Here is an 11,214-nt window from a genome sequence, read left to right on the forward strand (position 1 = left end):
TCGTTGCGAGCTGTTACGCCATCGCGATCGCTTCGATCTCCAAAAGCCAGGCTTCGTCGAAGATTCCGGTGATGATCACGGTCAGGGCTGGCGCCCTGTCACCCAGGATCTCCCGTCTGATCGCTCTGTTCTCAGCGTTATATTTCCGATCCGAAAGGAAGATCGTCACCTTGACGAGATTATCCAGAGACATATCGGCGGCTCGCAGTTGAGCGTCGATGTTGTGCCAGACGAGCAGGCATTGCTCCCGGAAGGTTTCCGGCACCATGCCGTCCCGTGCCATCGGGATCTGGCCACTGACAAAGGCCGTGCGCGTGGCATTGCTGACTTCGACGACCTGTGAGTAGCCTGTTGCAAGATCGGCGGCATCGGACGCATTGAGGTGGCGCTTGTTCATCATCGTGTTCTCCCTAGTCTGACCACACATCCGTCCGGATGCCGCCGTCGTTCCGATGACCGGCAGAGAAGACCCCAAGAAGGAATAAATGGCCCATGACCGAGACACCACAAGCCATCACCCTCTATGTGGATGCGGATGCCTGCCCGGTGAAGTCCGAGATCTATCGCGTCGCCGGGCGCCATGGAGCCAAGGTCTTCGTGGTCTCGAACTCGTTCCTGCAGGTGCCGCAGGATCCGCTGATCGAGCGCGTCGTGGTGAGCGCGGGCTTCGATGCGGCGGATAACTGGATCGCCGAGCGGGCGGGACGCGGGTCCATCGTCATCACCGCCGACATCCCGCTGGCGAGCCGCTGCGTGAAGGCCGGCGCCGAGGTGATCGGCCCCACCGGAAAGCCCTTCACGGAAGCCTCCGTCGGCATGGCGCTCGCCACCCGCAACCTGATGGAGGACCTGCGCGCTATGGGCGAGGTGACCGGAGGGCCCAGGGCGTTTTCGGCCAGGGACCGCTCGGCGTTTCTCTCGGCGCTCGACGTGGCGATCAACCGGCTCAAGCGCGCGGGATTTGGTTCAGGCGCTCCTTGAACGCCGAGAAATTCTCCGGCGTCAGCGGGCCGATATGCTTGTGCCGGATGGTGCCGTCGGGGCCGACGATGAAGGTTTCGGGCACCCCGTAGACGCCCCAGTCGATGGAGGCGCGGCCGTTTGGGTCGACGCCCACGGCCGCGTAAGGGTTGCCGAGCGCGCCGAGGAAGCGGCGGGCGTTGTCCGGGTTGTCCTTCTGGTTGATGCCGACCACGCGGATGGACGGATCCCGGGCGAGATCGACCAGCAGCGGATGCTCCTGGCGGCAGGGCGCGCACCAGGATGCCCACACATTCACCACCGTGACGCGGCCTTTGAGATCCTGGTTCGAGAAGCCGGGCACCGGCTGGCCGTTGGCCACGAGGCCCTCCAGCGGCGCGAGATTGAAAGCCGGGACGGGCTTGTTGATCAGGACCGAGGGCACCTCGGCCGGATTTCTCCCCGAGGTCAGCTGCACGCCGAAGAGCACCACCAGGGCGACGAACACGAGGCCCGGCAGGATGAAGATCAGACGGGAGCGCGGGCGCTCGGCGGCTTCAGCCACGGCGGGACCTCCGGCCGATGCCGCGCGCTTCGAGCTCCGCCAGCGTGCGGACCTGGATGCGGTGGTCGATGACCGCGCGCAGGATCAATCCGATCACCACCAGGGCGGTCAGAATGTAGGAAAACGCGATGAAGAACGTGTGCGACATGGGTCAGGCCGCCTGTGCATCGAGGCGCTCGGCCTCGAGAATGGTGAGCGTGCGCACCCGGCGGCGCAGGATCTCCGTGCGCATGCCCGACAGATGCAGCGCGACGCCCGTCAGGGTGAACGCGACGGCCACGATCAGGAGCGGCACGAGCATGGAGGAATGAATCGTCGGTCCGCCGAGCCGGAACACGGAGGCCGGCTGATGCAGAGTGTTCCACCAGTCGACGGAGAATTTCACGATCGGCACGTTCACCGCGCCCACGAGCGTGAGGATCGACACCGCGCGGGCGGCGCGGTTCGGCTCCTCGATGGCCCGCCAGAGCGCCAGGATGCCGAGATAGATCAGCAGCATCACCAGCATGGAGGTGAGGCGCGCATCCCACTGCCAGTAGGTGCCCCACATGGGCTTGCCCCAGAGCGAGCCGGTGACGAGGCAGATCAGGGTGAAGGCGGCGCCGATGGGCGCGGCCGCCTTCTGCGACACGTCCGCCAGCGGATGGCGCCAGACGAGGGTGCCGAGCGCCGACGATGCCATGATCATGTAGAAGAACAGGGACAGCCAGGCCGCCGGCACGTGGATGTACATGATCTTGACCGTCTCGCCCTGCTGGTAATCGGCGGGCGCGGTGAACCAGACCATGTAGAGCCCGGCGGCCATGAGCAGCGCCGCCAGGCCTCCCAGCCACGGCAGCAACGTGCCGCTGAGGCTCATGAAGCGGGTCGGGTTGGCAAGCTCTCGGATCATGGGGCTCGATGTAGCGGTCTTGAAGTGTGCCTGCAACGGAGACATCGCCGCAAGCCGCATAACGTTTTCGCCAGGATGAGAGCTTTTAGACCCTTGGCGGACCTTCGGGCATTCAGGACATGTGCGTAGGACGAAACGCACCACGATGTCCCTCCCCACCCTCTCCGTCATGGCCGGGACAAGCCTGGCCATCCCGATGATGTGGAGCGCCGCACCTTTCCAATCGTCATCCCCAGCCAGCCGAAGGCTCGGGAAGGGGATCCATGATCAAGCGCGGAGCTATGGATTCCCTTCCCCTCCGCTGACGCTCCGGCCGGGAATGACACCTGGGCATGAAATGTCTTGCCCTTCATCCTCCATGCAAACCGGCCTATAGTTCCGCCTCATTGTTGCGGAGCGATCATGCGCCTTGGACTTTCGAGCCTCGTCGGCCTCACCCTCGCTCTGCCTGCGGCGGCGCAGGACATCACCCTGCGCCTGCCGGTCGCCTGCGAGATCGGCCGCAGCTGCTTCATCCAGCATTACGTGGACCGCGATCCGTCGCCGGCCGCGAGCGACTACCAGTGCGGCACGCTCACCTATGACGACCATGACGGCACCGATATCCGCGTGCCCACCACGGCGGCCCAGAAGGCGGGCGTCGACGTGGTCGCGGCGGCCGACGGCCGGGTGCTGCGCACCCGCGACGGGGTGGAGGACGTCTCCCTCACCGGGCGCGGCCGTCAGAGCGTGGCGAACACCGAATGCGGCAACGGGGCCGTTGTCGATCACGGCAACGGCTGGGAAGCGCAATACTGCCATATGGCCAAGGGCAGCGTCGCGGTGAAGCAGGGCGACGCCGTGAAAGCCGGCGACAGGATCGGACGGATCGGTCTCTCGGGCATGACCGAATTCCCACACCTGCATTTCACCCTGCGCAAGGACGGCAAGCCGGTCGATCCCTTCGCCTATGGCGCGCCCGAACAATCCTGCGGCGGCGGCACGTCGCTGTGGGAAGCCTCGCTCCAGCGGGCGCTCGCCTATCAGGGCGGCAGCGTCCTGAACAAGGGCTTCGCCCCCGGTCCCGTGACGATGGAGGCGATCGAATCCGGCGCGGCCGAGCAGGAGATTCCGACCACCAGGTCACCGGCGCTGGTGGCCTATGTCCGCGCCATCGGCCTGAAGGGCGGCGACGTGCAGACGCTCACCCTGTTCGATCCCGACGGCAAGCCGCTCGCCCAGAACAAGGCGCCGCCCCTCGACCGCGCCAAGGCGCAGTGGATGGCTTTTTCCGGGGTGAAGCAGCCTCGGGGCGGTTTCCGCCCCGGCCTCTACCGCGCCATCTATCGGGTCGAGCGCGATGGAAAGCCTGCCATCGAGCAGGCTTTCGGGATCAGCCTCCGGCCGTGACGCCGTCATGCGCCGCAAGGCTGTCCGCGGGGGCCTGCTCGCGCTCGTTCAGGCCGTAATCCCGGATCACGCCCGCGACCCGCAGGCGGTAATCGCGAAAAACGCCGGCTCGGCCTGCCCCTTGAGTCGCGCGATGCGACGGCAGATTGCGCCAGGCCTGCACGGCCTCCTCGTCGCGCCAGAACGACAGCGACAGGAGTTTTCCGGGCTCGCTGAGGCTCTGAAAACGTTCGATGGAGATGAAGCCGTCCATCGTCATGAGGTCGGAGCGCAGAGCCGCCGCAAGGCCGAGATAATCCCGTTTCCCGTCCTCCCCATCCGGCCAGACTTCGAAGATCACCGCGATCATGGTTTGATCAACTCCGCATGAGGTGCCGAGGCAAGACGCAGAAAGATCCGGTCCTCCCGGCGGATGAACTGTTCCCGTTTCGCGAATTCGTAATTGGCGCGCCCGAGCGGGTCGTTCCTCAAGCGCTCGCGATAGGTCTCGTATTCGGACAGGTTCTGGATGTTGTACACGCCGTAAGCCACCGTGGCGGAGCCCTCGTGCGGTGCATAATAGCCGATGAGATCCGCGCCGCAGCGGGGAATCGCTTGGCCCCAATTGCGCGCGTACTCGGTGAAGGCCTCCACCTTGAAGGGATCAATCTCGTAGCGGATGAAGCAGGTGATCATCGATAGGCATCCTGTTGACTGAGACAGTTCTGTTTTAGCCGATTGATTGACGCTGATGGTTCGGCTATGACCGAAGTATGAAGGAAGGTCCCGTCATCGCATCCGTGGCCGCGCTCTTAGGCGATCCGGCCCGGGCCAACATCCTCACCGCTCTCATGGATGGGCGGGCGCTGACCGTGAGCGAACTCGCCGAAGCGGCAGGCGTCACGCTCCAAACCGCGAGCGGCCACCTGGCCAAGCTCGACGCCGCCAACCTGCTGACCGCGGAGAAGCAGGGACGGCATCGCTATTTCCGGCTCTCGGGACCGGACGTGGCCCAGGTTCTGGAAGCCCTGATGGGTCTTGCCCAACGCACCGGAGCGACCCGCGTCAGAACCGGTCCGAAGGATGCGGCGCTCCGATCCGCCCGCATCTGCTACGATCATCTCGCCGGAGAGCGCGGCGTCGCCATGCTGAAACGAGCGCAGCGCCAGGGCCTCATCGAAGGCGAGCAGGATCTCGCCCTCACGACCAGGGGCCGCGCCTTCTTCGCCGATTTCGGAATCGACCTGACCAGGCTGGAAAAGGGCCGCCGCCCGGTCTGCCGCGCCTGTCTCGACTGGAGCGAGCGGCACCGCCATCTCGGCGGCGCCCTGGGTGCCGCGATCCTTTCGGCAATGATCGACCGAAAATGGGTCCGGCGTGATTCCGGCCGCGTTCTCACCTTCACCTGCGAGGGCGTGGAGGGATTCGAGGCGACGTTCAGCCTGGCCTAAAGCATCGACCCAAAAGCGGCGTGCACTTTTCGGGACCCGTCGATGCACCTCTCGTCGCGGGGCGCATTGTTTGGAGCGGATCCACTGTCCCGCACGATGCGCCGGGGGTGCTCACAGCCGTTTCTCGAACCAGTGATGCGCGTAAGGCTCGCTGTTGAAGGGCGCGACTTCCCGATACCCTTCCTGGCGATAGAGCGCCTGAGCCTCCGTCAGGGTGCGATTGGTCTCCAGGTGCAGCCTCGCAAGACCGGCGTCGCGGGCCTTTTGTTCAAGCAAGCGCAGCACTTTTCGCGCGATTCCGAGGCCGCGCGCGGAAGGCGACGTCCACATCCGCTTAATCTCGCCCGTGATGCCGTCCCCTACTTTGAGCGCACCGCACCCCACGGGATGGCCATCGAGCCGGGCGATGATGAACACGCCGGCTGGAGGCGTCATCTCCTCGATGCTGGCCGGGTTGCTTCTCGCCGGATCGAAGCCGACCTCGAAACGCTCGGCAAGTTCCCTGAAGTACTGCTCCAGGCATGAGCGCACCGCGGCGCTGTCCGGCCTCTCAGGGCACAGCTCCACCGCGCCTGCGCGCAGCAGGCGCTCGACCTCCGCCATGGCGTTCACCAGACGCTTGCGCTGAACCGGATCGAGGGGTGCGAGGAACGAGGCGGCGAGAGCGTCCGACAACGAATCGTAAGTCGCACGTTCAGAATACCCCTTCGGTGTCAGGATAACGCGCCGGACGCGGGCATCGCCCGTCCGGACGCGAGTGTTCACGAGGCCCTGGGCTTCGAGCGAACGCAGGAGGCGGCTGACATAGCCCGAATCGAGCTTGAGCCTGTCGCGCAGGCCCCGCACATCGATGCCGTCCGGGCCGATCTCGTGCAGGAGCCGCGCCTCGCCCAGGGGACGACCGCGCCGAAGATAACTGTCCTCCAGCGCGCCCACATGCTGCGTGACGATGCGGTTGAAGCGGCGAACCTGCTCGATCTGGCGCTCGTTCATTCTCTGACTTTAGTCAGAGGATTGTGGCGGGGCAAGCTTTCGCCCCTTCTAGCCGGCCGGATAGGAGTCGATTTCGTCGAACCCCAGCGAGCGATAGAGCCGCACCGCGCCGGTCGGGTTGTCCGCATGGACCTTCAGGTCGACATAAGCGGCCCCTCTCTTCGCAAAACCGCGGAGCGCGTGGCACAGCAGGGCGGAGCCCAGTCCCTGCCGGCGCATCGACAAAGCGACAGCCAGATCCTTGACGAAGCCGCTCGTCCAGCACTGCGCCACCCCGAGGATCTCTCCCTGCGCATCCGCCGCGATAAAGCAGAGCGCCGGATCGTATTCCGAATCCCCCTGCAGGCTCGGCCACCAGATCGCGAAGGGCTCCACATAGCCTCCGCCACGCGCATAGGCCTCGACCAGCAGCGCATGGATTCCCGCCGCATGCCGGTCCGGCTCGAAGGGCGCCAGCCGGGTTCCCGCCGGCCAGACAGGATCCGGAATGGCTTCGGCCAGGGAGCGACGCATGCGCAGGACGAGGCGATCCGCCATCGGCTATTCCCCCGACCTGAGCGCCGCGGCGGCCCCGACCGTGCCGACCACCGCGGCGATCAGCGACAGGGCGATCAGGATCAGGAACGGCGTCGCGAAGGGAATTGTCCCGCCCAGCGCCGCATTGGCGGCCGAAACCCCGAAGATGAGGGTCGGGATCATGAAGGGCAGGACCAGGATCGCCAGGATCAGCCCGCCGCGTCTCAAAGAGGACGTGAGCGCCGCGCCGACCGCACCGACGAAGGTGAGCGCGGGCGTGCCGACCAGAAGGGTCGCCACCATGGCGAGCATGCCTTCCGGCGAGAGGGCGACGAGCAGGCCGAGGAAGGGCGCGGCGACCGCGAGCGGCAGGCCGGTGACGAGCCAATAGGCCACGACTTTCGCCAGCACGACGATCTCCAGCGGCGCAGGCGAAAGCCTCAGGAGATCGAGCGACCCATCCTCCTGATCGGCCTGGAACAGCCGGTCGAGGCCGATCAGCGTGGCGAGCAGCGCGGCGATCCAGAGGATCGCCGGGCCGATGCGCGAGAGCAGGTTGAGATCGGGCCCGAGGGCGAAGGGAATGAGCGTCACGATCATCAGGAAGAAGATGAGCCCCATGACGCCCGAACCGCCGACGCGGGCGGCGAGCTTCAGGTCGCGGATCAGGAGCGCGCGGAAGGAGCGGATCATGCGCCGTCTCCCGGGAGGATCGCGGCAGATGGGCTGCGCTCGATCCGTATCTCCTTGGCGTCCGTCAGGAACAGGGGCGAATGGGTCGTGGCCGCGATCATGCCGCCGTTTTCCCGATGGCTCTCGAGCAGGAGGCGCAGGGTTTCCTGGGAGGCGGTGTCGAGAGCCGAGGTCGGCTCATCCAGAAGCCAGAGCGGCCGTTTGGCCACCAGCAGGCGGGCGAGCGCGACCCGGCGGCGCTGCCCGGCCGAAAGATAGGCGACCGGCAGGCGGGCGGCATGGGCCAGTCCGACCGCGTCCAAGGCTTCGCCGGGCTTCAGGGCCGGATTGCCGAGGAAATCGCGGGCGAAGGCAAGGTTCTCCTCGGCCGTGAGCGCCGCCTTCAGGGCATCGCGATGACCCACATAATGCAGGCATTCGGCGAGGGTTCGCTCGCCGGCCTCGCTGAAGAGAATCGCCCCGGCGGCGGGGTGCAGGCGCCCGGCCAGGATATCGAGGAGGGAGGACTTGCCGGCGCCGTTGCGGCCGGTGATCACCAGGGCCTCGCTGGGCTGCAAGGTGAACGAAACGCCCTCGAAGATGCGGCGCTCCCCCCTGTCGCAGGCCAAATTGTTAACGCTCAGACGCAAACCCCGCACCCCTGCCCTGATTGCACCCCAGAATGGTTCTAAACCGTGTAGCGGGATGGTTCGAAATGATCTATAGCACCCTCGGCTGCGCCGCGCGCCAAGGCGTCCAATCCGCCTCGCGCGCTTACTCCCCTGTCCGGGCACCCCCGGAGCGGCGCGCGCTTATCGCGCTTTCGGCCGAACACATGTTCGTAACCCAAATGCACGCGAGGATTCGCCGTGACGCTCAACAACAGCTTCAATGCCCGCCAGACCCTCAAGGTCGGTGACAAGTCCTACATCTATTACTCCCTTGTCGAGGCCGAGAAGAACGGCCTGACCGGCGCCTCGAAGCTGCCCTTCTCCATGAAGGTGCTGCTCGAGAACCTGCTGCGCTACGAGGACGGCCGCACGGTCACCAAGACCGACATCGAGGCCGTCGCCGCCTGGCTCAACAACAAGGGTAAGGACGAGAAGGAAATCGCCTATCGCCCCGCCCGGGTCCTGATGCAGGACTTCACCGGCGTTCCGGCCGTGGTGGATCTGGCCGCCATGCGCGACGCCATGAAGAACCTCGGCGGCGACCCGCGCAAGATCAACCCGCTCGTGCCCGTCGATCTCGTCATCGACCATTCGGTGATCGTCGACGAGTTCGGCACCCCGAAGGCCTTCGACCGCAACGTGGAGCTGGAATACCAGCGCAACGGCGAGCGCTACCGCTTCCTCAAGTGGGGCCAGACCGCCTTCGAGAACTTCTCCGTCGTGCCCCCGGGCACCGGCATCTGCCACCAGGTGAACCTTGAGTTCCTCTCCCAGACCGTCTGGACCCGCAAGGACACGGCGACCGGTGAGGAAGTGGCCTATCCGGACACCCTGGTCGGCACCGATTCGCACACCACCATGGTCAACGGCCTTGCCGTTCTCGGCTGGGGCGTGGGCGGCATCGAGGCGGAGGCCGCCATGCTCGGCCAGCCGGTCTCCATGCTCATCCCCGAGGTGATCGGCTTCAAGCTGACGGGCAAGCTCCGTGAGGGCGTGACCGCCACCGACCTGGTGCTCACCGTCACCCAGATGCTGCGCAGGAAGGGCGTGGTCGGCAAGTTCGTGGAATTCTACGGCCCCGGGCTCACCGACATGTCGGTCGCGGACCGCGCCACCATCGGCAACATGGCTCCCGAATACGGCGCCACCTGCGGCTTCTTCCCGGTCGATGCCAAGACCATCGATTATCTGCGCACCACGAGCCGCACGGACGATCGCGTCGCTCTCGTCGAGGCCTATGCCAAGGCGCAGGGCATGTGGCTCACCCCCGACATGGCCGACCCGGTCTTCACCGATACTCTCGAGCTCGACCTCGGCGACGTGGTTCCCTCGCTCGCCGGCCCGAAGCGTCCGCAGGACCGCGTGACTCTCGACACCGCCAAGCCCGAATTCCTCGGCGCCATGGAGAAGGAGTTCCGCAAGGCGCAGGAGATGGGCAAGCGCGTGAAGGTGGACGACGCCAATTACGATCTCGGCCACGGCGACGTGGTGATCGCGGCGATCACCTCCTGCACCAACACCTCGAACCCGAGCGTGATGATCGGCGCAGGACTCCTCGCCCGCAACGCGGTGAAGAAGGGCCTCACCTCCAAGCCGTGGGTGAAGACCTCTCTGGCGCCCGGATCGCAGATCGTCGAAGAATACTTCAAGAAAGCCGGCCTGCAGGGCGACCTGGATGCCCTCGGCTTCAACCTCGTGGGCTTCGGCTGCACCACCTGCATCGGCAACTCGGGCCCGCTGCCGGAAAACATCTCGAAGGCGATCAACGACAACGACCTCGTGGCCGTGTCGGTGCTCTCCGGCAACCGCAACTTCGAGGGCCGCGTGAACCCGGACGTGCGCGCCAACTACCTCGCCTCGCCGCCGCTGGTGGTGGCCTATGCGCTTGCCGGCTCCATGCTGGTGGATCTCGTCAACGATCCGCTGGGCACGGGCTCGGACGGAAAGCCGGTGTACCTGAAGGACATCTGGCCCTCGTCCGTGGAGGTGCAGGAGTTCATCGAACGCACGATCACGAGCGAGCTGTTCAAGACGCGCTATGCCGACGTGTTCACCGGTGACGAGAACTGGCGCAAGGTCACCTTCGAGCCGGGCCTCACCTACGAGTGGGACATGGGTTCGACCTATGTGCAGAACCCGCCCTACTTCGAGGGCATGACCAAGGAGCCTAAGCCCGTCACGGACATCCTGAACGCGCGCATCCTGGGCCTGTTCCAGGATTCGATCACCACCGACCACATCTCGCCTGCGGGCAACATCCGCGCGGCCTCCCCGGCCGGCAAGTACCTGCAGGAGCACCAGGTCGCGGTGGCCGACTTCAACCAGTACGGCACCCGGCGCGGCAACCACGAGGTCATGATGCGCGGCACCTTCGCCAACATCCGCATCAAGAACCAGATGGTGAAGGACGAGACCGGCCTCGTGGTCGAGGGCGGCTACACGATCCATCACCCGTCGGGCGAGCGGATGTTCATCTACGACGCCGCCATGCGCTACAAGGACGAGGGCGTTCCGCTCATCGTTCTCGCCGGCAAGGAATACGGCACCGGCTCGTCCCGCGACTGGGCCGCGAAGGGCACGAACCTTCTGGGCGTGCGCGCCGTGATCGCCGAGAGCTTCGAGCGCATCCACCGCTCGAACCTGGTCGGCATGGGGGTCGCTCCCTTCGTGTTCGAGCAGGGCACGTCCTGGGAGACTCTCGGCCTGAAGGGCGACGAGACCATCACCATCAAGGGTCTCGCCGGCGAGCTGAAGCCCCGCCAGCGCATGGAGATGGAAGTCACCTCCGCCGACGGCTCGGTGCGCAACGTGCCGGTGCATTGCCGCATCGATACCCTCGAGGAGGTCGAGTACTTCCGCAACGGCGGCATCCTGCACTACGTCCTGCGCCAGCTCGCGGCGTAGGAACGGCAAGCCTCCCGAAACGAACGAGCCCGCCCCTGCGAAGGGGCGGGCTTTTCTTTGGCGCGTCTTCTCATGAGGCCTAAAGCGCTTTTGGTCTCAGTGTAGAGCATAGCCGGCATGCCTGATCCAGCCTTGAGCATCCTTTGCGCTGATGGTGTCGAGGGCTGGTTTGAGCTCTGCCTCCAAGGCTTCAAGGCTACGTGGGGCTTTTGCCTTGAGCCG

At 65.7% G+C, this 11,214-nt stretch carries 14 protein-coding genes; 4 read left to right on the forward strand and 10 right to left on the reverse strand.

Annotation, left to right across the window (positions count from 1 at the left end):
* Positions 1-13 precede the first annotated feature (13 nt).
* Entirely contained in the window at positions 14-400 is a 387-nt protein-coding gene (locus KHP60_RS21905; protein ID WP_311925224.1) for a RidA family protein, read from the reverse strand.
* Positions 401-492: 92 nt separating this feature from the next.
* Here KHP60_RS21905 and KHP60_RS21910 point away from each other — a divergent pair, with 92 nt between their 5' ends.
* On the forward strand, positions 493-981 hold the full coding sequence (locus tag KHP60_RS21910) for a YaiI/YqxD family protein (RefSeq protein ID WP_213566415.1): 489 nt from the start codon (positions 493-495) through the stop codon (positions 979-981).
* Here the strand turns inward: KHP60_RS21910 and KHP60_RS21915 are convergent.
* From KHP60_RS21915 to KHP60_RS21925, 3 genes are read right to left on the reverse strand one after another with little or no spacing between them, the layout of a single operon-like run.
* Complete coding sequence (locus KHP60_RS21915; protein ID WP_213566416.1) at positions 947-1,525, reverse strand: DsbE family thiol:disulfide interchange protein; 579 nt, start codon at positions 1,523-1,525, stop codon at positions 947-949. The genes KHP60_RS21910 and KHP60_RS21915 overlap by 35 nt on opposite strands.
* Positions 1,518-1,673, reverse strand: a complete 156-nt coding sequence (gene ccmD, locus KHP60_RS21920) for a heme exporter protein CcmD (RefSeq protein WP_213566417.1) — start codon at positions 1,671-1,673, stop codon at positions 1,518-1,520. The genes KHP60_RS21915 and ccmD overlap by 8 nt, the downstream gene beginning before the upstream one ends.
* Positions 1,674-1,676: 3 nt before the next feature.
* On the reverse strand, positions 1,677-2,417 hold the full coding sequence (locus KHP60_RS21925; RefSeq protein WP_213566418.1) for a heme ABC transporter permease: 741 nt from the start codon (positions 2,415-2,417) through the stop codon (positions 1,677-1,679).
* Between the two features lie 402 nt (positions 2,418-2,819).
* On the opposite strand from KHP60_RS21925, the gene KHP60_RS21930 reads away from it, so the two are divergent.
* Positions 2,820-3,806, forward strand: a complete 987-nt coding sequence (locus KHP60_RS21930) for a M23 family metallopeptidase (RefSeq protein WP_213566419.1) — start codon at positions 2,820-2,822, stop codon at positions 3,804-3,806.
* On the opposite strand, the gene KHP60_RS21935 is transcribed toward KHP60_RS21930, so the two are convergent.
* Both KHP60_RS21935 and KHP60_RS21940 read right to left on the reverse strand, forming a co-directional pair.
* Positions 3,790-4,155 (reverse strand): antibiotic biosynthesis monooxygenase, encoded by a 366-nt coding sequence (locus KHP60_RS21935; RefSeq protein WP_213566420.1) that lies wholly within the window; start codon positions 4,153-4,155, stop codon positions 3,790-3,792. The two genes, KHP60_RS21930 and KHP60_RS21935, sit on opposite strands and share 17 nt — an antisense overlap.
* Entirely contained in the window at positions 4,152-4,481 is a 330-nt protein-coding gene (locus tag KHP60_RS21940; RefSeq protein WP_213566421.1) for an NIPSNAP family protein, read from the reverse strand. The genes KHP60_RS21935 and KHP60_RS21940 overlap by 4 nt, the downstream gene beginning before the upstream one ends.
* Positions 4,482-4,558: 77 nt before the next feature.
* Here KHP60_RS21940 and KHP60_RS21945 point away from each other — a divergent pair, with 77 nt between their 5' ends.
* A complete protein-coding gene (locus KHP60_RS21945) occupies positions 4,559-5,236 on the forward strand; it encodes a helix-turn-helix transcriptional regulator (protein WP_213566422.1) in 678 nt (225 codons plus the stop codon).
* Positions 5,237-5,347: 111 nt separating this feature from the next.
* On the opposite strand, the gene KHP60_RS21950 is transcribed toward KHP60_RS21945, so the two are convergent.
* The 4 genes from KHP60_RS21950 to ccmA are packed head-to-tail and all read right to left on the reverse strand — an operon-like array spanning position 5,348 to position 8,067.
* Positions 5,348-6,229, reverse strand: coding sequence for a helix-turn-helix domain-containing GNAT family N-acetyltransferase (locus KHP60_RS21950; RefSeq protein ID WP_213566423.1), 882 nt, complete (start codon positions 6,227-6,229; stop codon positions 5,348-5,350).
* Between the two features lie 48 nt (positions 6,230-6,277).
* Positions 6,278-6,766, reverse strand: a complete 489-nt coding sequence (locus KHP60_RS21955) for a GNAT family N-acetyltransferase (RefSeq protein ID WP_213566424.1) — start codon at positions 6,764-6,766, stop codon at positions 6,278-6,280.
* A 3-nt stretch (positions 6,767-6,769) separates the two neighbouring features.
* Positions 6,770-7,438 carry a heme exporter protein CcmB gene (gene ccmB, locus KHP60_RS21960; RefSeq protein WP_213566425.1) on the reverse strand — a complete coding sequence of 223 codons (669 nt, stop codon included), beginning with the start codon at positions 7,436-7,438 and terminating at the stop codon, positions 6,770-6,772.
* Positions 7,435-8,067, reverse strand: coding sequence for a heme ABC exporter ATP-binding protein CcmA (gene ccmA, locus KHP60_RS21965; RefSeq protein WP_213566426.1), 633 nt, complete (start codon positions 8,065-8,067; stop codon positions 7,435-7,437). The genes ccmB and ccmA overlap by 4 nt, the downstream gene beginning before the upstream one ends.
* Positions 8,068-8,286: 219 nt before the next feature.
* Here ccmA and acnA point away from each other — a divergent pair, with 219 nt between their 5' ends.
* Positions 8,287-10,992: an aconitate hydratase AcnA gene (acnA, locus tag KHP60_RS21970; protein ID WP_213566427.1), complete on the forward strand. Its 2,706-nt coding sequence runs from the start codon at positions 8,287-8,289 to the stop codon at positions 10,990-10,992.
* The last annotated feature ends 222 nt before the right edge of the window (positions 10,993-11,214 follow it).

This window comes from Microvirga sp. 3-52 (assembly GCF_018383585.1).
Classification (GTDB): domain Bacteria; phylum Pseudomonadota; class Alphaproteobacteria; order Rhizobiales; family Beijerinckiaceae; genus Microvirga.

Excerpts from the sequence above, each read along its gene's own strand:
- ccmB (WP_213566425.1), bottom strand. The coding sequence starts at position 7,438 with ATGATCCGCTCCTTCCGCGCGCTCCTGATCCGCGACCTGAAGCTCGCC.
- KHP60_RS21910 (WP_213566415.1), top strand. The coding sequence starts at position 493 with ATGACCGAGACACCACAAGCCATCACCCTCTATGTGGATGCGGATGCC.
- KHP60_RS21925 (WP_213566418.1), bottom strand. The coding sequence starts at position 2,417 with ATGATCCGAGAGCTTGCCAACCCGACCCGCTTCATGAGCCTCAGCGGC.
- KHP60_RS21935 (WP_213566420.1), bottom strand. The coding sequence starts at position 4,155 with ATGATCGCGGTGATCTTCGAAGTCTGGCCGGATGGGGAGGACGGGAAA.
- ccmD (WP_213566417.1), bottom strand. The coding sequence starts at position 1,673 with ATGTCGCACACGTTCTTCATCGCGTTTTCCTACATTCTGACCGCCCTG.
- KHP60_RS21950 (WP_213566423.1), bottom strand. The coding sequence starts at position 6,229 with ATGAACGAGCGCCAGATCGAGCAGGTTCGCCGCTTCAACCGCATCGTC.
- KHP60_RS21940 (WP_213566421.1), bottom strand. The coding sequence starts at position 4,481 with ATGATCACCTGCTTCATCCGCTACGAGATTGATCCCTTCAAGGTGGAG.
- KHP60_RS21905 (WP_311925224.1), bottom strand. The coding sequence starts at position 400 with ATGATGAACAAGCGCCACCTCAATGCGTCCGATGCCGCCGATCTTGCA.
- KHP60_RS21930 (WP_213566419.1), top strand. The coding sequence starts at position 2,820 with ATGCGCCTTGGACTTTCGAGCCTCGTCGGCCTCACCCTCGCTCTGCCT.
- KHP60_RS21955 (WP_213566424.1), bottom strand. The coding sequence starts at position 6,766 with ATGGCGGATCGCCTCGTCCTGCGCATGCGTCGCTCCCTGGCCGAAGCC.
- KHP60_RS21945 (WP_213566422.1), top strand. The coding sequence starts at position 4,559 with ATGAAGGAAGGTCCCGTCATCGCATCCGTGGCCGCGCTCTTAGGCGAT.